This window comes from Agathobacter sp. (genome assembly GCF_977054825.1).
In genome coordinates this window covers 101,389-121,685 of record NZ_CDRTEH010000004.1, presented here as the reverse complement: position 1 = coordinate 121,685, position 20,297 = coordinate 101,389, and the positions used below count along the sequence as shown (strand labels likewise).

Genomic DNA, 20,297 nt, shown 5'->3' with positions numbered 1-20,297 from the left:
CAAAGGAGAGCGTTTAAAGACGATAAGAGGTGACAACATGGAATACGAGCACATAACCCACTCCTTTAAGCCTGTTTATGATGAAAAAAGCCGAATCCTCATCCTCGGCACGCTTCCATCAGTAAAATCCAGGGAAAACAATTTCTATTACGGACATAAGCAGAACCGTTTCTGGAAGCTGCTTGCGTATCTGTTGGATGAGCCGTTGCCGGAAACTATAGATGAGAAGAAATATATGCTGTTGAAAAATCACATAGCCATATGGGATGTGATACAAAGCTGTGACATCAAGGGTTCGAGCGACAGCAGTATCAGAAATGTCGAACCGACAGATATAAGGAAAATCCTTGCTGCGGCCGATATAAAGCAGGTCATTGCAAACGGAAATAAAGCAGGGTCACTTTATAAGAAATATCAGCTTCCGCTGACAGGCATGGAGGCAGTCACGCTGCCGTCCACCAGCCCTGCAAATGCGGCATGGACCTTTGAAAAATTATGTAATACTTGGAGAGAATATATAAAAACACATGAAAACAATAGAATTTGATACACATTTTTACAAAAAGCTGTGGACACTCATGGTCCCGATAATGGTGCAGAATCTGATGCTGGCGCTGGTGGCGGTGGCTGATGCCTTTATGCTTGGAGGACTGGACCAGAACTATATGTCGGCTGTCTCGCTTGCCACACAGATACAGTTCATCCAGAACATGTTTCTGTCAGCGGCGACAGCGGGCCTTGCAATACTCGGAGCGCAGTATTGGGGCAAGCAGGATATAAAGGCGCTCGATGACATATTCGCTCTTGCAATCAGAATATGCGGTGTAGTATCGGTGCTGTTTTTCGTGGCATGTGCATTCTTTCCGCGATATCTGATGCTGATTTTCACAAACGAGCCGGTGCTTATAGATTATGGTGTGAGCTATCTGAAAATAGCCTCTTTTTCGTATCTGTTGACAGGCTTTTCGCAGTGTTATATAGTCATGATGAAGATATCAGAGCATGCAGGGACTGCGGCGGCAGTCAGCTCGATTACAGTGCTAATAAATATCGTGTTGAATGCCGTGTTTATCTATGGTGCATTTGGCATCGAGAGCATGAATGTGAGGGGAGCGGCACTTGCCACGCTCATATCAAGAGTGCTGGAGCTTATGCTTTCAATCACATTTTCTTACAGACCGGGATATATCAGGCTTAAAACTAGAGAGCTTTTGGTGAGAAACAAGGAGCTGTCAGCAGATTTTATGAAGTGCTCCGGACCGATTCTCGGAGCGAGCCTTGTATGGGGCATAGGCTTTACGTCGTACTCTACATTTATGGGACACATGGGAACAGACGCGGCAGCCGCCAACTCAGTCGCAGCGGTTGTGCGTGATATCATATGCTGTCTCAGTGCAGGTATATCGAGCGCAGCAGGCATCATGATAGGAAATGAGCTGGGCGCAGGAAATTTAAAGCGTGGAAAAGCATATGGTATCAGAATGGCAAAGCTGTCATTTTTGTGTGGCGCTGTTATGACAGTGCTTATGGCGGTTTCGGCACCGGTGATTTTACATTTTGTAAAGCTCACTCCGCAGGCTGCAGAGTACCTGAAGCAGCTATTCGGTGTACTTGCACTCTACATGATTGGACGCTCGGTAAATGAAATCATCATAAACGGTGTCTTTGGTTCGGGTGGAGATACAATGTTTGATATGTATTCTCTAGCTGTTACTATGTGGGGCATAGCGATACCGCTTGCAGTTGCAGGCACATATTTTTTGAACTGGCCGGTGGTTGTGGTGTATGCGTGCACCTGCGTGGATGAGGTAGGAAAGATTCCGTGGACACTCATACATTTTAAGAAGTATAAGTGGGTAAAGGATTTGACCAGATAATGAGCATATCTGTTATCACATCAATAAAGCGAGATAACAGATTGCCTGTCAACAATCTCAACATCCATAATTTCACACAAATTATTTTCTGACTCATTGTTTTGTATTTTTTTTAGGAGAAGCTCGGTTGCAAGCCGGGCTTTTTTTTGTACATTTTGTGATACCGACGTCAGCTTCGGTACGGTGTACTGACATAGATTCAAATTATCATAGCCTATGACAGATAAATCAATCGGGACACGGTAACCGCCAAGACGCGCACCCTCCATGATGCCGATAGCACATATGTCGGCAGTTGTTACCGCTGCTGTGATTGGTGCCTTGCCACTTGCAATGGCACGGCCGGCTTCGATACCGCCCTCATATGAAGGTGAATAGCTGAAAATATATTCCGGACGGAAAGGGATATGACTGTCCTCCAAAGCTTTTTTGTATCCGTTAAAACGTTTGGTAAGGACGATGTTTCCCTCATAATCAGCGACAAAGGCAATCTCGGTGTGACCGTGATTTATCATATATTTTGTTGACAAATATAAGCCCTTTTCATCATCAGATATTACATTTATGAGATTAGGGTGAGAGTAATTGCTGTCAAAGGTAGCAATAGGGCAGTTGGCAGCATCCATCAGCTTTTCAAGGTTTTCAGCGGAGGTGGGGAAAACCAGAAGCATTCCATCGACATTCCAGTTCTTAACCAAGGATAATATGTCAGAGCTTCTGGATACTGATTGAAGCATGGTGAAGTATCCGTTTTTGTGAAGCTCTGTCTCTATTGTACCAATCATAGTACTGACATATGGGTTCTCAAAATAATTGTATCCTGAAGCATAATCCTTATCCTCCAGAAACGTAACAACTCCGATAATGTGTGAGGAATTGTTTGAAAGACTTCTTGCATTCATATTCGGAACATAATTATATTCCTCTATAATTGAATTGATTTTATCCCTTGTTTTCTGTGAAACACGGCTAGTCTTTCCGTTGATTACATTTGAGACGGTCATCGTGCTCACGCCTGCCATTTCGGCAATATCCTTAAGCGTCATATTAAACTCCATTTCATTCAGTATTACAATTTTTTACTATAAAGTTTATACATAAACTTATACATAAAAAATGAGAAGTTTATATATAAACCAAATATGATTCAAAATATAGGTTTATAAATTACCTTAAGTATACATTTTTATTGAGTAAATAGCAATCTGTTTTCTGAAAATTTATATACAAGACAATCCGTTTATCAAAAATGCACAAAAAATATATGTAAATAATATGAAAAGTGATGAAAAGGCAAAAAACTGTTGACGAATGCACATGGCAGTGTTAGATTATAGTTAGATTTAGCGCTAAACTAATTTGAACGAAAAAAGGATATTGAATTACGAAAGTGAGGATTTCTATGAAGAAGAAACTTATTGCAACAGTTATGGCAGCTACAATGGCAGTGACAGCGCTTACAGGCTGTGGCAGCTCATCGGCTTCATCAGCCAAAAAGGACATAAAGGTACCAACAGAGCCATTTGGCGATACAGTGAAGTATGACCCTTCGGTTGAGATTAATGATGGAAAGGATATCTCAATTGACCTGTGGGAGTGGGGAAGTGATGACTTATTTCAGGAGATTATTGACAGATACACAGCAATTCATCCTAATGTAACGATAAACCTTGTGGATAATCCATGGGAAGATTACTGGACAAAGCTTCCTCTGGCACTCGACGGCGAGAACGGACCGGCACTCTTTAATGTGCACAACAGCTATCATGAGAATCTTATCAACTATATGGCACCACTTGATATTCCTGTTGAGGATTTGGAGCAGGACTTCAATGGAGTAAGCGCTCATGTGATTGACGGCAAGGTTTATTACATTGATTACGGAATGATGACAGGCTCTGTTTATTACAACAAGGAGATGTGGAAGGAAGCCGGACTTACAGATGATGATATTCCAAAGACCTGGGATGAAATGATTGAGGTGGCAAAGAAGCTCACAATCAAGGACGGAGACAAAATAGTCCAGGCCGGACTCAATTTCAATAATGATTTCCACCAGAATTACCTGCTTGGTCTTAATTATCAGCTTGGTGAGAACCTCTTTAAGGAGGATGGAAAGACACCTAATGTCAATTCAGATGCCATGAAGAAGGTAATGCAGATGCTTGTTGATATGTACGACAAGGATCAGATTGGTTCAAAGGATTTTGGCGAGAACTGTGCAGACAGCTTTGGACAGGGACAGTCGGCAATGGTTATTCAGTGGGGACATTATTACAATACACTTAAGACCACATGGAGCGATATAGATTTTGGTGTATTTGAAATCCCTACATTTGACGGAAATCCATATGCATACAATAGATATAACGGTGAGTCAACATTCGGTGTAAACAAGAATGCACCTAAGGATCAGCAGGCAGTGGCACAGGATTTTGTAAAGTTCTTCCTCTGCGATGATGAGTCTCAGGTAGCTTTCAATCTTGCTATGAGTACCTTCCCTGCAAAGAAATCCCTTGCAGACAATGAGGAAATACTCAAAAACCCATCGCTTAAGGTACTTTCAGAGCACATTGACCACTACATCTGGCCGGGCCCGATGCCTTCATGTGTTGAGGATAATATGAAAAAGGCCGGAGAGGACATATTCTACAATGGAGTGGATATTGATACAGCTTTAGACAAGGCACAGGCTGATATTATAAAGGATATGAAGAGCAGTTCATTCCAATCAGTCGAGAATCTATATGAGTTTGCAAAATAACAGGTAAAGATTCACTACGGAGGATTATTAATGTTTAAAAAATCACATCCATTACAAAGTAAGAGTGAAATAATTTTAAGAAACATAGTTGTTGTAGCTATGGTAGCTTTCTTTACAATATTTTTGATAATACCAATCGGTATAGCATTTGCAGGAAGCTTTCACGAGTGGAATCCGCTAAGCGGAACATACAAGTTTTTGGGACTGGAAAATTATAAGCAGGTGTTCACAAGCAAATTGTTCGGCAAATCAATGTTCAATACCGTAATTTTTTCGGCAGTTGTAATTGTTTTCAGAGTTGGTCTGGGACTGGGAATCGCGTATGCAATTTATTCAACACTTATAAAGCATAAGAGCTTTTTCAGGGCAGTTTACTATATGCCTGTAGTGACACCTATGGTTGCAGTGGCATTTGTATGGAAATTCATGTACAATCCACAGATTGGAACCATCAACAAAATATTCGGGCTTGATATCAACTGGCTGATGAATCCCAAAACTGCTCTGATTGCAGTAATCATAATGACCATCTGGAAGGATTTTGGATATGCGGTTGTTATGTATATGGCAGGCCTGTACTCACTTCCGGCAGATGTCATGGAGGCAGCGCAGGTTGACGGAGCGAGCGGCTGGCAGAAATTCAGATACATTACATTGCCATTGCTTAAGCCTATGACACTTTTTGTAGTCATTACATCAATTATTTCGTATATCCAGGCTTATGTTCAGATACTCATCATGACAGAGGGAGGACCGGGAACATCAACATATCTGGCTTCTTACATTATTTACGATGAGGCCTTTGTCAAATACAACTTTGGATATGCATCAGCACTTTCATTTGTGCTTTTTGTGATTACCGCAGTGCTTACCGTGCTTTCTTTCAAAGTATCGGGCAAGGAAGAGTAGGAGGAAAATATCATGAGAAAAAAAGTAAGCAGTATAGTTTTAAATGTATTCCTTCTTTTATTGGGTATTGTCACAGTTTATCCGTTTATATGGATGCTTTGCTCATCATTTAAGCAGAATAAGGAAATAATGGCATTGCAGCAGCATCTGCTTCCACAAGAGTTTACAATAGACAATTACATCAGCATGAATTCGCATTTTAATTTCATGAGATTCTTTGGAAACAGTTTGTTTATCACTATTGTTGTAACACTCCTTGTAGTATACACCAGTACAATCTGTGGTTTTGTCTTAAGCAAATATAAGTTTAAGGGCAGAAATATCCTTTTTGGCTTTGTATTGTCTACTATGATGATTCCATGGTGCGTAACAATTATTCCGAAATACACGATGATTCAGAAATTCGGATGGATGGACAGCTATAAGGCACTTATTATTCCGGCTATGTTCAGCGGATTTGGAATATTTATGATGAAGCAGCACATCGAGACCATTCCTGACGAGATTATTGAAGCCGCCAGAATGGATGGCGCCAATGAGTTTTATATCTTTCACAGGATTATATTTCCGATGGCGAAAAACGGAATTTCAAGTATAGCAATTTTCCAGTTCCTGTGGACTTGGGAGGACTATCTGTGGCCTTACCTTGTAATCAATACCAAGGAAAAGCAGCTGTTGGCAGTTGGTCTTAAGATGTTTAACGGACAGTATTCAACAGATTATGGCGCACTTTTTGCGGCAACGGCAATATCTATCATACCGGTTTTACTGATATATTTGTTCTTCCAGAAGCAGTTTATCGCAGGAATTGCGGCATCGGCTGTCAAGGGATAACGTAATTTATATGAGAGGGAGTATTTCATGCAGGAAATATACAGAGTAAAGACAAGTCCGGTGGCATTATCGGACAATATGATAACAGGTGAAAAATACAGGATTACATTTCTGACAGAGGCGCTTGTCCGTCTGGAATACAGTGAAGATGGCGTATTTGAGGATAGGGCGACACAGACAGTATTGTTCAGGGACTTTCCAAAGACCGACTATCATGTGGTGCGCAACGCTGATGGAATTGAGGTTCATACATCAATGCTGCACCTGATATATAATGAGAAGGAGTTCTCATCACACGGACTGAGTATACAGATCAAGGGAAACCTGAGCGCATATCACAGCATCTGGCATTATGGCGAGAAGGTGGATGATCTGCAGGGCACAGCGCGTACACTCGATGACGTAAACGGAGCGACTGAGCTTGGACATGGTGTCGTTTCACGCTTTGGATATTCAATTCTTGATGACAGTAAATCACAGATTTTACTTGATGATGGATGGATTGAGCCGAGAAAAAAAGGCGTGTCGGATTTGTATTTCTTTGGATACGGACATGAATACAAGCAGGCGCTTAATGATTTTTACAGGCTTTGCGGCAAGACACCGATGCTTCCGCGATACGCACTGGGAAACTGGTGGAGCAGATATTATAAATACTCAGAAGATAGCTATATGGAGCTGATGGACAAATTCGATGAAAAGAACATCCCGTTCACGGTAGCCGTAATAGATATGGACTGGCATCAGGTTGATGTGGACCCTAAATACGGAAGCGGCTGGACAGGATATACATGGAACAAAAAGCTTTTCCCGGATCCAAAGCGCTTTCTTGGAAAGCTCCATGACAGAGGAATGCATACTACCTTGAATGTGCACCCTGCGGATGGTGTGCAGGGCTGTGAAGAGATGTATGTTGATATGGCAAAGGAAATGGGCGTGGACTATGAAAAAGAGGATCCGGTTGTATGTGATCCGGCGAGTCCTAAGTTTTTGGAGGCATATTTTAAGTATCTTCATCATCCGAGAGAGGCTGAGGGCGTGGATTTCTGGTGGATTGACTGGCAGCAGGGCAGCAACTGCAAGGTTGAAGGACTGGATCCGCTATGGATTTTTAATCATTTTCATTATCTTGATAATAAAAGAGGCGGCAAGCGTCCAATGACATTCTCGCGCTATGCAGGTCCGGGAAGCCATAGATATCCGATTGGATTTTCGGGAGATACGCATATTACATGGGAGTCGCTTGATTTCCAGCCGTATTTTACAACGACAGCGACAAATATCGGATATGGATGGTGGAGTCATGATATTGGCGGACATATGTTTGGCTACAAGGATGATGAGCTTACAGCCAGATGGACACAATACGGTATATTCTCTCCGATAATGCGTCTGCACAGCTCATGCAGCGAATTTAACGGCAAGGAGCCGTGGAGATTCAAAAAAGAGACTGAGGAAGCGATGGAGGATGCTCTCAGACAGAGACATTGTATGATTCCGTATCTGTATACCATGAACTATCGCAGCTATGCAGAGAATATGCCGCTGATTGAGCCTATGTATTATGAGTATCCTGAGAATGCAGAGGCTTACGAGGTAAAGAATCAGTATTTCTTTGGCAGCCAGCTTATGGCAGCGCCTGTTACAACTCCACGCATTAAGGGACTTAATGTGGCAAAAACCAAAGTATGGTTCCCGGAGGGCATCTGGTATGATATATATACAGGCATGCGCTATGATGGTGGAAGGATGCTGGAGACCTACAGGGATTTGAGCAGCATACCGGTGTTTGCGAAGGCAGGAGGCATACTTGTGTGCGCGGATATGGATGAGCTTGATGCAAGGTCTGTTATCAAAAATCCTGATGTGTTATGTGTCAGGGTATTCCCGGAGGCTGATGGTGAGTTTGAGCTGTACGAGGATGACAACGAATCCTGCGGATATGTAGATGGCAGCTGCGTGACCACAGCTATGAAATATTATGCGGATAAAGACACGTTCGTTATTTCCCCGGCAGATGGCGATACATCATTAATACCTGAAAACAGAACCTATAAGCTTGTCTTTGAGAGAAGAACTGAGGCAGCAGCCGGTAAGGTGAAGGTATCTGTGGACGGTAAAGAGGTCTGGGCAAAGAATAAATATGATTATGAAAAAAGAAAGCTCATCGTTACTGTAAATGCATCGACAGCAAGCGAAATAAGCGTTGCAATATCGAAAGACACAGTAGCGTTTGATAATCAACTCGAAAAAAGATGCTTTGATTTCCTGAATCAGGCAGAGATAGGCTTTAGGCTAAAGGATGAAATCTATGGTCTCGTTACATCGGGAAAGAAAACCACAGTGATTTTATCGGAGCTTAAGGCAAAGGAGCTTGATACAGAGCTGTATGGTGCTTTGACAGAGATACTTACGGCCTGAGGCTATTGATTTTTAAATTGGTTTTTATAGAAGGTTGCTGGTTGCACTGTTAGGTGTGACCGGTGACTTTCTTTATTGTAAAAAGTAAAAATGGATGATACTATTATAGTAAGTTGAAGTATTTTATAGGAAACATCAGGAGAAACAACATGAACAATTGGGACAGAATGAGAGCGGGAAAGCTCTACAATGCGGACAGCGCAGACATAGCGGGCTACCATGAAAGAGGAATGGGTCTGTGCGACAAATTCAACCGCACACCGATTTGGATGAAGAAGCGTAAGCAGCGTATTTTGGAGAAAATGATACCATCCGCAAAGGATGGCGGTGCATTCATTTTTGCACCATTTTACTGTGAGTATGGTGTGAATATCCACTTTGGAAAAGGCTGCTTTGTAAACTACAAATGTACATTTCTGGATTGCGCACCGATTGAGCTCGGTGACGGAGTCTGGATTGGAGCAAATGTCACTGTTGCGACACCTTGTCATCCGTTTTTATCAGAGGAACGCCTGCCACAGGAATATCCGGACGGCTTCCATGACCTGGAATATGCAAAGCCTATTAGGATTGGCGATGGAAGCTGGATATGCTCTAGCGCTACAATCTGTGGTGGCGTCACAATCGGAAAGAACTGCATCGTGGCAGCAGGCGCAGTCGTAAACCGCGATATTCCCGACAACTGTATCGCAGCAGGTGTGCCGGCAAGGGTGTTGCGCAAGCTTGACGAGCAGGATCGCATGAATGTGTGGGACACCTACATGAAAAACGAGGTGCCATTGTCACAGAGGGATAAAGCGAGGTAGTTATTGACCATCATACCGATGAATGGTACTATAGTAATAACAACGAAACGACTCGAAACTATATAATTCAAGGGAGGATTACGCAATGGGAAACTCATATAAGAACTGTAAAATACAGGACAACACAGCAGAGCTGATATACGAAAACGGCAGTCTGTTTGTTACCATATTTGAAAACAACATAGTACATGTTGCGCAGAAACCCGGCATCGAAAGTGTTGCAATAGAGGATAGCTTCATTCCGAAGGCTGCCACACCAAGCGTGACTTGCATGGATACGTCAGATGCTAAGGAGACAGTGGCAGAAGCCGATGCAAGTGATGCAGCAGTTAAAGCAGTCATCAGCGCAAGGGATATTACTGTAAATGTAAAGGATAACGAGAAGCTTGATATTTATTATAAAGGTAAGCTTGTGCTTTCAGATTATGAAAAAGCGCGCAAAAAGAGTGAGAAGAATCCGTACGAGGATCTTGCCATTGCAGAGCTTGAGGGACATACTGTCGGAAAAGATGAAGAAAAAACTGACTCTGTTACCATCATCAAAAAGCTTGGAAAGGATGATGCTATTTACGGTCTGGGAGATAAGCCGGGCTGTCTCAACAAGCGTGGATATTCATATGTAAACTGGAACACGGATGATCCTGCGCCACATGTGGACAGCTTCAAATCGCTGTACAAATCAATACCGTTTTTTATAGTGCTGGGCAATGAATATTGCTATGGAATTTTTGCGGATAATACCTACAAGACAACCTTTGATTTCGGTTATGAGAATACAGATTACTATTTCATTGAGCATGAGAAGGGTGAGCTGAACTACTATTTTATGCCGGGAAAAGATATGGCAGAGGTGGTAGGACTTTATACATCACTGACAGGCACCACACCGCTTTATCAGAGATGGATATACGGCAGCCATCAGAGCCGCTGGGGCTATTACACGCAGGATGAGGTACTTGATATAGCTGACAAATTCCGCGAGCTTGATATCCCATGCGATGTAATCCATATGGATATCGATTACATGAACGGCTACAGGGTATTCACCTTTGATGACAAGAAATTCCCTGATGTAAAGGGACTTTCAGAGAAGCTTGCTGACAGGGGCGTAAAGCTCATATCCATCATTGACCCGGGCGTGAAAAAGGATGAGGACTATTTCATGTACAAAGAGGGCATGGACATGGATGCATTTGCACATGATACAGATGGCAGTGTATACGAGAATGCTGTATGGCCGGGCACATCGGTATTTCCGGATTTCACAAAGCAAAGTGTCAGAAGCTGGTGGGGAGACAAGACAAAGATACTTCTCGAGAACGGTATCAGCGGCATATGGAATGATATGAATGAGCCTGCAAGCTTCAACGGACCACTGCCGGATGATGTGCAGTTTGAGTATGGAGCACATGAAAAGGTTCACAATATTTACGGACATTTTATGGCAAAAGCCACATATGAGGGACTTGCGAAAAATGATGGAGGAAAACGCCCGTTTGTACTTACAAGGGCTGCATATGCCGGAAGCCAGAAATACTGCGGTGGCTGGACCGGAGACAATCACAGCATCTGGGCGCATATAGCGCTTTCACTCGAGCAGGTGTGCAATCTATCAGTCAGTGGACTTGCCATGTGTGGCAGCGATATAGGCGGTTTCGGAAGTGATACTACACCGGAGCTTCTTGTTAGATTTTATGAGGCAGCAGTATTTGTGCCGTTTTTCAGAAACCATTCAGCGATGGGAACACGCAGACAGGAGCCTTGGCAGTTTGACAAGACTACGATAGATGCAGTCAGAAAGACAGTAAAGCTCAGATACAGATTTATCCCATATATCTATGATCTGGCACATGAGTGTGAAAAGACAGGAGCGCCTATCGTGCGCCCGCTCGTATACGAGTACCCTGCAGACAGGCATGTGAGAAATATTTCCGATGAATATATGCTCGGAAGCTTTGTGCTGGTTGCGCCTGTAATCGCACCGGGCAAGGAGGCAAGAGAGGTATATCTGCCGGATGGCGACTGGTATGATTACTACACAGGCGAAAAATACAGTGGTGGCAGATACATTTTAGCAGATGCACCACTTGATAAAGTACCTGTATTCATAAAAGCAGGAGCCATTATCCCTGTTGCAGACGGAAAAATTCGCTCCACAGAGGACATTACAGAGGATAAGGTCAGCATACTGACATATCCGGGCAAGGGCAGCTTCGTGCATTATCAGGATGACAATGAGACGTTCGCATACAGAGACGGTGCGTACAATGCTGTTGAGTATACCCTGGATGGGGATAAGCTCGAGAAGAAAGTGGTGCATAAGGGATTGTACGAGGAGTCCTAATATGAAGTGCTTTATGTGTAAAGGAACGTTGGAAAATAAACTAACAAATTTTATTGCTGATATGGGAAACTGCATTATTATTGTGAAGTATGTTCCATCTCAGGTATGCACTCAATGTGGAGAGGTATCGTACAGCAATGAAGTTGCCGAGCAATTAGAGAAAATTGTTGACAAGATGAAAAATGCAATGACAGAAATTGCTGTTGTACATTATTCAGACAAAGTGGCATAAATTAAGGATAATAGAATAAAATTGTCTTTTATAAATCAATCCGCTATACTATTGATATATTTAGTGTAGCGGATTTTTTATAGAAATATAGGTGAGTTAATGTTAAAAATAGGAATATGCGATGATGATCCGACTTTTGTTGATGACATAGAAAAGAATATAGAGCAGACGATTAAAAAACATCATTGGAAGGGCATAATAGTAAAATTTACAGAGGCAGAAAATTAGTAAGAAGTAATGAAAAAAATAAGTTTGACATAATTTTTCTGGATATTGACATGCCTGAAAAAGATGGATTTTCAGTTGCAAGAGATATACCTGAAAAAGATAGTCTTTTAGTATTTTGTACAAGTCATAATGAACTTGTATATAATTCGTTCTCATATCAGCCTTTCTGGTTTTTATGCAAAGAAAATTATGATAAACATTTAGATGAAGTTTTGACAGCAGCGCGAAAAAAAATAGCATTAAGAAATACAAATTATGAGCTTGATATTAATGGAAAGATTTATAGTGTAGATATTGAACAGATATTGTATATTGATGTCTTAAAACATAGGGTACACATTCATTTTAAAGATGGTGGAGAAATAGATTTTAGGGAAAATTTATCTACAATAGAAGAAATTTTTAGAGACTATAGTTTTGTTAAAATTAATAGCGGATGTTTAGTAAATATGTCATGGATAAAACATATTTATCAAACGGAGATCGAACTGAAAGATGGACAGAATTTTTCTTTGAGCAGGGGAAGAAAAAATGAAGTTAGAGAAAAATTCCATGAATACATGAGGATAAGACGATGGTGGATTTATTTTGGATGATATTTGAACTGGTGGTAAATTTATTTCAATCAGCTATTGTTTTACAGACGATAAGAGCAATTTTAAAGGACAAGAGAACCGGAAAGAAAGCAAATCTGGCATATATATTATTTGTAGCAATATTATTTTTGGAATTATCATTTGTAAATTTTATAGTGCCATTTGAAGGAATAGGAATTATCATATCAATACTTATCATATACATATATTCACTAATAAATTTAAAAGGAACATTTATGCAAAAAATGTTCTGGTCAATTTTTGTTATGCTGCTTATCATGGGGATTACGACAGTTGTGCTTAGCATTGAGGGATGTATTATAGGAAAGGGGTATTTGAATCTTGTGATTCAAAAGGACTTATATCGTTTTGTAGGGGTAGTTATAATTCAGATAGTTCTGTTTTATTTGACGCGGTTTATGATAAAAAGAACAAAAAAAGACAGCACATATTCTCTGAAATGGAATGAATGGTTTGTGTTATTGATAATTCCTGTTATATCAATATTTACAATGTCTTTTGTTTCATTGATTATAATTAATATTGAAGATCAATTGTCACCGATGCAGCATATTTTTTCAATTCTATCAATATTGGGAATACTGATGACAAATTCTTTAGTATATGTACTATATGTGAATATGCAGAAGGATCATGCAAAACAGCTTGAATATAGTATTTTGCAACAGGCTTTTAAGAGCCAGGAGAAAAGTGTTGAGGAAACCAAAATACTTTATCAGTCGGTCAGAAGTATACGTCATGATCTTAAACAGCATTTTCAGGTGGCATTGACAATGCTGCATTCGGGAAAAATTAATGAAGCTGTAGATTATATGGAAAAATATAACGATACCGTATTGGATGGAATTTCGAATAAAGTCTTTTGCGATAATGATGTAGTAAATTACATTATAAACAGTAAAAGTAAGATATGCTCCGATAGACATATTAAAATATATATTTATATTGCAAATGAAATACCTGAATTTTCAGATCTGGATCTGTGTGTACTATTGGGAAATGCCTTGGACAATGCTATAGAAGGAGTTTCAGGCGAGGGTAATAATGAAATATATTTAGAACTTAGGAATGTAGATAACTTTTTTATGATATCGGTAAAAAATACGATAATTAATTCGGTATTGGAAGATAATCCAAATTTAATATCTACCAAAAATGAAAAAGAGGTACATGGATTGGGTATTCTTTCCATGAAAGAAGTAGTACAAAAATATAATGGTTCTATTGAATTTTATGAAAGCGACAATAAATTTTGCTGTGATATGCTTTTAGATATTCCGGACAATATGCAGTTTAAGTCGAAAAATGTACATAATAGGACAAATTATTGATAAAAATTAAAAAAGAGAGTAGATATAGTATCAGCAAGCGAAAGGGAGAAATGCCATGATATCTCAGATTGCTGAAACTGTATCTGCTTTTTTTATAGTATGGACGTAATTGATGAGGAAGAAAAAGAATTATGATAGAAATAAAAAATTTGAATGTTTCGTTAGGCGGAGCACATATTTTAAAAGATATAAATTTGTCGATAAAGGAAGAAAATTCGATTATAGGAATTTTCGGACCGAATGGTGCCGGTAAGACAACGTTAATAAGTGTGTTGACCGGTTCTATAAATAACTATACAGGCGTAGTAAAAGGAATCTGTGCTAAAGATATTTCTTATCTGCCGGATAAACCTTTTATATATAGATACATGAAATTAGAAGATGCGATAAAATATTATAAGGATGCTTTTAATGATTTCGACTCAGATAAAGCTGCAAAATTGTTAGGAAAACTTGGATTGAAATTGAAACAGAAAATTTCCCAGTGTTCCAAAGGTATGCTTGAACAGATACATATGGTTCTTGCACTTTCAAGAAATTCGGATGTTTATATTTTTGATGAGCCATTAGCTGCTGTTGATCCTTTGACAAGGGATGACATAATGGAAATGATTAAGAGTGAGCGGAAAAAAGGAAGTATTGTTTTTATCAGCACACATTTAATTAGTGATGTAGAGTCATTGTTCGATAGCATTATCATGGTAAAAGACGGGAAAGTTATTTTGCATGATAATGTACAAAGTCTTAAAAAAGAAAACAAAGCAGATCTTGAGACAATTTTTAAGGAGAAATTAAGATGAGCATTTGGAAAAATGAATATTTGAGATATAAATATTTCTGGGGAACAATCTTTGGAATAGAATTTTTATTAGATATACTTCATATTTTGCATATAATACCGATGGTTGAAGGGGTAGATATGATTTATTCAATATGGCAAATGCTATCATGGGTAGGAATTGTATTTCTGACAATTTATGATTTGTTTTCATTCTTTTATTTGAATAAAGATAGAATGTTGCATTTACTTCCGATTAGTAAATATAGGCTTTTATGGATGAAAGCAATTGTGTTTGGAACATATATGTTACTATTTTTCGTTGTTGGTATGGTACGCTATTTGATTATTCTGCCGGATAATGCAGTGAAATCTTTAATAAAAGTTGGAATGATATATTTACTTAGTAAAATGGTTGCGATATTCTCATTTTTATCATTGCTGATCATGCTTTTGCTTGTTATCAAGAAAATAAATAATTCTGTATTTGGAGCAATAATAATGGCATCGCTTTTTGTTGGAATAGTAGGTGTTCAGGCATATGGCCTATTTCAGGTTGTTAGTGCAAGTCATGATATAACTTGGACAATAGGTATTGTGGATGGGGCAACAGGAATGAATCAATATGCCAATATTCTTCCAATTGTATTTACAGAAACTGATGATAAGTTTCATTATGTAGAGGATAGTTTCTACATAATATCAGTATGGTTAAATATTGGCATATCAATCATAAGTTTTATTGCTTCAAGAATATTATTTAAAACACAGAGGTTTAACTATATTGAAAAGTAGTACATAACCTTAAATTTAAAATTCAATATCAACCTCTACAGGGCAGTGGTCTGAACCGAGCACATCGGTATGGATTGCTGCCTTTTGCAGCTTATCATTGATGCGCTTTGACGTGATAAAGTAGTCGATACGCCAGCCTGCGTTCTTCTCGCGTGCCTTAAAACGGTATGACCACCAGGAATATATACCCTCAGCATCCGGATAAAAATATCTGAAGGTATCGGTAAAACCGGAACCTAAAAGCTCTGTCATTTTAGCACGTTCCTCGTCTGAAAAACCTGCATTCTTGCGGTTTGTTTTTGGATTTTTCAGGTCAATCTCATTGTGTGCGACATTCAGATCACCGCACAGTACGACAGGCTTTTTGGCATCGAGTGTCTTAAGATATTCACGGAAATCATCCTCCCACTGCATACGGTACGGTAGCCTTTTCAGCTCATTCTGTGAGTTTGGAGTATAGCAGGTTACGAGATAGAAATTGTCATATTCAAGTGTGATGACGCGTCCTTCCTTATCATGCTCCTCAATGCCTATGCCGTAAGACACAGATAATGGTTCATTTTTGGCGAAAATGGCTGTGCCGGAATAGCCTTTTTTCTCGGCATAATTCCAGTACTGGTGATAGCCCGGCAGGTCAAGGTCAATCTGCCTTGCCTGTAGCTTGGACTCCTGTATACAAAAGAAATCCGCATCTATACTGTTGAAAAAATCAAGGAAACCTTTCTGGACGCATGCACGCAGTCCGTTTACATTCCACGATATAAATTTCATGTCTTAATCCTCCATATCATTGCAATAAATTATCATATATTTTCGCTTAAACATGACATTTTCCTAATAAAATTACAAAATCGCATTTTTTATTTTGATGATTTACTACAAAATCGCATTTTCTTTTTGGCAATTTTACTACAAAATCGCATTTTTTAAAAGAGGTTTGTATCTGCAGATTACACTTTTTATATAAAATACGTATAAAAGAGGAAGAAAATACGCAAGATAATACGCAAGATGGAGTCGGTTCATAAGCTGCACCAAGCTGGCGAAGAAATCAGAAATATGTGAAAATATGACATAAATATAATAAATCCGCTGCACTATATCAGATGATTACGCACATGATATAATGCAGCAGATTTTATTGTTAATCATTTTAAAACTCAAGTAAAATTGTTTTCTTACAGTACATCGCTTCCATCAGGAATCTTTGAGATAATAGTTCTGTTGATCCTGATTAGGAATAATGTCGAAACAGTAAAGGATATCACCTCTGCTATCGGGAAAGCCCACCATACAGCGTGGAGTCCACCAAGCTTTGAAAGGATGTATGCTGCCGGAATTAAAACCACAAGCTGTCGCATGATTGATACGATCATAGAAAAGACTGCCTTTCCCAAAGCCTGGAATACTGTGCCGACGATAATACAAAACCATGCGATGAGGAAATGCACACCGATTATTCTGAGCGCCGGAACTCCGATTTTGAGCATATCGTCAGAGGCGCTGAACATTCCAAGAAGCACCTGTGGTATGAACTCAAAGCAGGCAAAGCCAACGAAGAGCAGGCAGAATGCTGTTATCAGGCTGACCTTTATTGTCTTAACCATACGCTTCCTGTTCTGTGCACCGTAGTTGAAGGCAATGATAGGTGTGATTCCGTTGTTCAGTCCGAATACAGGCATAAAGAAGAAGCTCTGCAGCTTGAAATAAACACCGAAAACAGCAGCGGCAGTCGATGAAAAGCCGATAAGTATTCTGTTCATGGCATATGTCATTACTGAGCCTATAGACTGCATGATGATCGACGGAATACCGATAGCATAAATGGTTCCCATGATTTTGAAATCCGGGCTGTAGCCTTTGAAGCTCAGCTTGATCTCATGATTGAATTTGTGGTTGCATGCAAAAGCAACAACAGCTGCCACGCACTGACCCACAACGGTTGCCACAGCGGCACCGGTAGCGCCGAGCTTAGGGAAACCAAGCAGTCCAAAGATCATGATAGGATCCAGAACGATATTTGTGATGGCACCACAAAGCTGTGAGGTCATGCTGAAAATAGTTCTTCCTGTCGAGGTAAGTACCCTCTCAAAATAGATTTCGGCAAAAATACCAAATGAAAAAATCATAACAGTACTCAGGTAGCTCACACCCATATCCATGATTTCGACATCAGCATTTCCAATCTGACTCATGTAAAAAGGCTTTACGATTGTAAGTCCGAGAATCAGAAATATTACGTAGCTGAATGCATATAGTACGGCACCGTTGATGCCGATTTTGTTTGCCTCGTCGTATTTATGGGCACCGAGTGACTTTGACAGCAGCGCGTTCACACCTACACCGGTACCGGTTGCGACAGCGATGATGAGTGTCTGCAAAGGGAAGGCAAGTGAAACTGCTGTGAGTGCGTTTTCGGACAGCTTTGCAACGAAAATACTGTCCACGATGTTGTATAGAGCCTGTACGAGCATGGAAATCATCATAGGCAAAGACATGTTAAATACAAGCTTGCCGATAGGCATGGTTCCCATCTTGTTCTCTGTTACAGGGGCTGAATTTGTTTCCTGACTCATAATTCCTCCTATTGTAAATGATTGTTAATTTAAAACTCCTATATTATATATGTAGGAAGCTTTAGTTATTAAAATTAAAATCACCGGTAGATTAGCCGGTGTTAAAAATGTGCAACAAAGCGCCAATTACATATAATACCATGACTGCAGGATACTTTCAAGGTGTTCGTAAAAATGTTAAATCATATCATATGGATAAGCAGCATATAGCAGATAGTTCCTCCCGCGATAGAGAGTAGCATCTGCCTTTTCCATATATACCGTACGCCATTCCCAGAAACCAGAATCCTGTGAAAATGGGAAGCGTGGATATAAATTACAATAAGCGCTTGACAAAATGACACAGAGATATATAATTAGTTCAAAATTGAATAATTCAAAAATGTAAAACATAGTATCAAAATACTATCAAAATATCAATAGGAAAGAAGGAATATCACATATGAAATTTAACTTTGAGTTTACAGAGAAAATTTCGCGAACCTACAGTGATGAGTGCAGACCGCTGTGCCATGAGCTAAAGCTCCCACAGACAGCATTTGATATACTCATGTTTCTGGCAAATAATCCGGAATATAAGACGGCAAGGGATATAGTCGAAATAAGAAAAATCAAGGCAAATCTTGTGTCTGTAAATGTTGACAAGCTTGTGAATGAGGGCTATCTGGAGAGAAAGCCTGTGGAAAATGACCGTAGGAAGACGGAGCTTGTCTGTACCCAAAAAGCTAAGACTGTTATCGAAAGAGGCAGAAACATACAGCAGCAGTTTACCGCAAATCTGTTTGCGTGGATAGATGAAAAGCAGAAAAAGCAGCTGACAATTATTATGGAACAGATTGAGAATAATCTGGATGAAATAATCAGGAGGAAATCACACAAATGAACACATTAATAACTATAGTAGTAACATTTTTTGCCGGTATGGGCGCAGGTCTTGGAACCGGCTTTGCGGGACTGAGCGCAGCGGCAGTAATAAGTCCCATGCTCATCACCTTTTTAGGAATGAATCCATATATGGCAGTGGGAATAGCCCTGTCGTCAGATGTACTTGCCAGCGCAGTGTCAGCCTATACATATGGAAAGAACAAGAATCTTGATGTAAAAAACGGGCTCATAATGATGGTCACGGTTTTGTGCTTCACAGTTGTCGGAAGCTATGTATCAAGCCTCGTGCCGTCAGCAACAATGGGCAACTTTTCGGTATTTATGACATTTTTACTCGGAATCAAGTTCATACTCCGTCCTGTCATGACCACAAAGGAAGCCATGCAGGGCGTCTCAGCTAAAAAGAGAGCTGTCCAGTCAATCATCTGTGGCGTAATCATCGGATTTATCTGTGGCTTCATAGGCGCAGGCGGTGGCATGATGATGCTTTTGATCCTCACATCAGTGCTTGGCTATGAGCTTAAGACTGCAGTAGGAACGAGTGTATTTATCATGGCATTTACAGCCTTTACAGGAGCAGCCTCGCACTTTGCCATCGGTGGAAAACCGGACTGGTTTGTTATGCTTTTATGTATTGCATTTACACTTCTTTGGGCGAGAATTGCAGCGGTCTTTGCAAACAAGGCATCCGCAAAAACCTTAAACCGTGCCACAGGAATCGTGCTTGTGATACTCGGTATCGTGGTATTTGCATTTTCGCTTCTGAGCTAATTTTCTTGAATATATAACTGCAAGCCCCGGCTGCCCGACCGGCACACACAGCTTCCCCACGTGCTACGCTGCGCTGCTAAGATACTGTACGAAATTATGCTTCAAGGGTTTCTATGCCTGACGAAACCG

At 40.1% G+C, this 20,297-nt stretch carries 19 protein-coding genes; 16 read left to right on the top strand and 3 right to left on the bottom strand.

The annotated features are described in order from the left end of the window. Nucleotides 1–37: 37 nt before the first annotated feature. Nucleotides 38–547 carry a DNA-deoxyinosine glycosylase gene (locus tag ACW6PM_RS05990; RefSeq protein ID WP_456056552.1) on the top strand — a complete coding sequence of 170 codons (510 nt, stop codon included), beginning with the start codon at nucleotides 38–40 and terminating at the stop codon, nucleotides 545–547. After that, nucleotides 528–1,877 carry an MATE family efflux transporter gene (locus tag ACW6PM_RS05985; RefSeq protein WP_456056551.1) on the top strand — a complete coding sequence of 450 codons (1,350 nt, stop codon included), beginning with the start codon at nucleotides 528–530 and terminating at the stop codon, nucleotides 1,875–1,877. Before ACW6PM_RS05990 ends, ACW6PM_RS05985 begins: the two co-directional genes overlap by 20 nt. Before the next feature lie 20 nt (nucleotides 1,878–1,897). Here the strand turns inward: ACW6PM_RS05985 and ACW6PM_RS05980 are convergent, their stop codons facing one another. After that, nucleotides 1,898–2,923 (bottom strand): LacI family DNA-binding transcriptional regulator, encoded by a 1,026-nt coding sequence (locus ACW6PM_RS05980; RefSeq protein ID WP_456056550.1) that lies wholly within the window; start codon nucleotides 2,921–2,923, stop codon nucleotides 1,898–1,900. Nucleotides 2,924–3,279: 356 nt separating this feature from the next. Between ACW6PM_RS05980 and ACW6PM_RS05975 the strand changes: the two genes are divergently transcribed. From ACW6PM_RS05975 to ACW6PM_RS05920, 12 genes are all read left to right on the top strand, one after another. Beyond that, the gene (locus ACW6PM_RS05975) at nucleotides 3,280–4,641 is read left to right on the top strand and encodes an extracellular solute-binding protein (RefSeq protein WP_456056549.1); all 1,362 of its coding nucleotides are present in this window, start codon (nucleotides 3,280–3,282) and stop codon (nucleotides 4,639–4,641) included. A 30-nt stretch (nucleotides 4,642–4,671) separates the two neighbouring features. Further along, nucleotides 4,672–5,550, top strand: coding sequence for a carbohydrate ABC transporter permease (locus tag ACW6PM_RS05970; RefSeq protein ID WP_306772515.1), 879 nt, complete (start codon nucleotides 4,672–4,674; stop codon nucleotides 5,548–5,550). Between the two features lie 12 nt (nucleotides 5,551–5,562). Next, a complete protein-coding gene (locus ACW6PM_RS05965) occupies nucleotides 5,563–6,384 on the top strand; it encodes a carbohydrate ABC transporter permease (protein WP_308650126.1) in 822 nt (273 codons plus the stop codon). Nucleotides 6,385–6,411: 27 nt separating this feature from the next. After that, nucleotides 6,412–8,805, top strand: a complete 2,394-nt coding sequence (locus ACW6PM_RS05960; RefSeq protein WP_456056548.1) for a TIM-barrel domain-containing protein — start codon at nucleotides 6,412–6,414, stop codon at nucleotides 8,803–8,805. A gap of 149 nt (nucleotides 8,806–8,954) precedes the next feature. Continuing rightward, a complete protein-coding gene (locus ACW6PM_RS05955; protein WP_308656167.1) occupies nucleotides 8,955–9,611 on the top strand; it encodes a sugar O-acetyltransferase in 657 nt (218 codons plus the stop codon). A gap of 85 nt (nucleotides 9,612–9,696) precedes the next feature. Further along, entirely contained in the window at nucleotides 9,697–11,955 is a 2,259-nt protein-coding gene (locus ACW6PM_RS05950; protein ID WP_456056547.1) for a glycoside hydrolase family 31 protein, read from the top strand. 1 nt (nucleotide 11,956) lies between these two features. Beyond that, complete coding sequence (locus ACW6PM_RS05945; protein ID WP_456056546.1) at nucleotides 11,957–12,187, top strand: type II toxin-antitoxin system MqsA family antitoxin; 231 nt, start codon at nucleotides 11,957–11,959, stop codon at nucleotides 12,185–12,187. Nucleotides 12,188–12,286: 99 nt separating this feature from the next. Next, nucleotides 12,287–12,415, top strand: a complete 129-nt coding sequence (locus tag ACW6PM_RS05940) for a hypothetical protein (RefSeq protein ID WP_456056545.1) — start codon at nucleotides 12,287–12,289, stop codon at nucleotides 12,413–12,415. Further along, complete coding sequence (locus tag ACW6PM_RS05935; protein ID WP_456056544.1) at nucleotides 12,373–13,011, top strand: LytR/AlgR family response regulator transcription factor; 639 nt, start codon at nucleotides 12,373–12,375, stop codon at nucleotides 13,009–13,011. The genes ACW6PM_RS05940 and ACW6PM_RS05935 overlap by 43 nt, the downstream gene beginning before the upstream one ends. Further along, nucleotides 12,990–14,363, top strand: a complete 1,374-nt coding sequence (locus tag ACW6PM_RS05930; RefSeq protein WP_456056543.1) for a sensor histidine kinase — start codon at nucleotides 12,990–12,992, stop codon at nucleotides 14,361–14,363. The genes ACW6PM_RS05935 and ACW6PM_RS05930 overlap by 22 nt, the downstream gene beginning before the upstream one ends. A 131-nt stretch (nucleotides 14,364–14,494) precedes the next feature. Next, nucleotides 14,495–15,163 carry an ATP-binding cassette domain-containing protein gene (locus ACW6PM_RS05925; protein WP_456056542.1) on the top strand — a complete coding sequence of 223 codons (669 nt, stop codon included), beginning with the start codon at nucleotides 14,495–14,497 and terminating at the stop codon, nucleotides 15,161–15,163. Next, nucleotides 15,160–15,936, top strand: coding sequence for a hypothetical protein (locus tag ACW6PM_RS05920; protein ID WP_330022273.1), 777 nt, complete (start codon nucleotides 15,160–15,162; stop codon nucleotides 15,934–15,936). Before ACW6PM_RS05925 ends, ACW6PM_RS05920 begins: the two co-directional genes overlap by 4 nt. 15 nt (nucleotides 15,937–15,951) lie before the next feature. On the opposite strand, the gene ACW6PM_RS05915 is transcribed toward ACW6PM_RS05920, so the two are convergent. Both ACW6PM_RS05915 and ACW6PM_RS05910 read right to left on the bottom strand, forming a co-directional pair. Continuing rightward, nucleotides 15,952–16,707, bottom strand: a complete 756-nt coding sequence (locus tag ACW6PM_RS05915; RefSeq protein ID WP_456056541.1) for an exodeoxyribonuclease III — start codon at nucleotides 16,705–16,707, stop codon at nucleotides 15,952–15,954. A 407-nt stretch (nucleotides 16,708–17,114) separates the two neighbouring features. After that, complete coding sequence (locus tag ACW6PM_RS05910; RefSeq protein ID WP_456056540.1) at nucleotides 17,115–18,512, bottom strand: MATE family efflux transporter; 1,398 nt, start codon at nucleotides 18,510–18,512, stop codon at nucleotides 17,115–17,117. 442 nt (nucleotides 18,513–18,954) lie between these two features. Between ACW6PM_RS05910 and ACW6PM_RS05905 the strand changes: the two genes are divergently transcribed. After that, a complete protein-coding gene (locus ACW6PM_RS05905) occupies nucleotides 18,955–19,395 on the top strand; it encodes a MarR family winged helix-turn-helix transcriptional regulator (RefSeq protein WP_456056539.1) in 441 nt (146 codons plus the stop codon). Next, nucleotides 19,392–20,168, top strand: a complete 777-nt coding sequence (locus ACW6PM_RS05900; protein WP_456056538.1) for a sulfite exporter TauE/SafE family protein — start codon at nucleotides 19,392–19,394, stop codon at nucleotides 20,166–20,168. The genes ACW6PM_RS05905 and ACW6PM_RS05900 overlap by 4 nt, the downstream gene beginning before the upstream one ends. The last annotated feature ends 129 nt before the right edge of the window (nucleotides 20,169–20,297 follow it).

Excerpts from the sequence above, each read along its gene's own strand:
- ACW6PM_RS05945 (WP_456056546.1), top strand. The coding sequence starts at position 11,957 with ATGAAGTGCTTTATGTGTAAAGGAACGTTGGAAAATAAACTAACAAAT.
- ACW6PM_RS05940 (WP_456056545.1), top strand. The coding sequence starts at position 12,287 with ATGTTAAAAATAGGAATATGCGATGATGATCCGACTTTTGTTGATGAC.
- ACW6PM_RS05965 (WP_308650126.1), top strand. The coding sequence starts at position 5,563 with ATGAGAAAAAAAGTAAGCAGTATAGTTTTAAATGTATTCCTTCTTTTA.
- ACW6PM_RS05900 (WP_456056538.1), top strand. The coding sequence starts at position 19,392 with ATGAACACATTAATAACTATAGTAGTAACATTTTTTGCCGGTATGGGC.
- ACW6PM_RS05985 (WP_456056551.1), top strand. The coding sequence starts at position 528 with ATGAAAACAATAGAATTTGATACACATTTTTACAAAAAGCTGTGGACA.
- ACW6PM_RS05950 (WP_456056547.1), top strand. The coding sequence starts at position 9,697 with ATGGGAAACTCATATAAGAACTGTAAAATACAGGACAACACAGCAGAG.
- ACW6PM_RS05980 (WP_456056550.1), bottom strand. The coding sequence starts at position 2,923 with ATGACGCTTAAGGATATTGCCGAAATGGCAGGCGTGAGCACGATGACC.
- ACW6PM_RS05990 (WP_456056552.1), top strand. The coding sequence starts at position 38 with ATGGAATACGAGCACATAACCCACTCCTTTAAGCCTGTTTATGATGAA.
- ACW6PM_RS05905 (WP_456056539.1), top strand. The coding sequence starts at position 18,955 with ATGAAATTTAACTTTGAGTTTACAGAGAAAATTTCGCGAACCTACAGT.
- ACW6PM_RS05910 (WP_456056540.1), bottom strand. The coding sequence starts at position 18,512 with ATGAGTCAGGAAACAAATTCAGCCCCTGTAACAGAGAACAAGATGGGA.
- ACW6PM_RS05930 (WP_456056543.1), top strand. The coding sequence starts at position 12,990 with ATGGTGGATTTATTTTGGATGATATTTGAACTGGTGGTAAATTTATTT.
- ACW6PM_RS05960 (WP_456056548.1), top strand. The coding sequence starts at position 6,412 with ATGCAGGAAATATACAGAGTAAAGACAAGTCCGGTGGCATTATCGGAC.
- ACW6PM_RS05920 (WP_330022273.1), top strand. The coding sequence starts at position 15,160 with ATGAGCATTTGGAAAAATGAATATTTGAGATATAAATATTTCTGGGGA.
- ACW6PM_RS05975 (WP_456056549.1), top strand. The coding sequence starts at position 3,280 with ATGAAGAAGAAACTTATTGCAACAGTTATGGCAGCTACAATGGCAGTG.
- ACW6PM_RS05915 (WP_456056541.1), bottom strand. The coding sequence starts at position 16,707 with ATGAAATTTATATCGTGGAATGTAAACGGACTGCGTGCATGCGTCCAG.
- ACW6PM_RS05955 (WP_308656167.1), top strand. The coding sequence starts at position 8,955 with ATGAACAATTGGGACAGAATGAGAGCGGGAAAGCTCTACAATGCGGAC.
- ACW6PM_RS05925 (WP_456056542.1), top strand. The coding sequence starts at position 14,495 with ATGATAGAAATAAAAAATTTGAATGTTTCGTTAGGCGGAGCACATATT.
- ACW6PM_RS05970 (WP_306772515.1), top strand. The coding sequence starts at position 4,672 with ATGTTTAAAAAATCACATCCATTACAAAGTAAGAGTGAAATAATTTTA.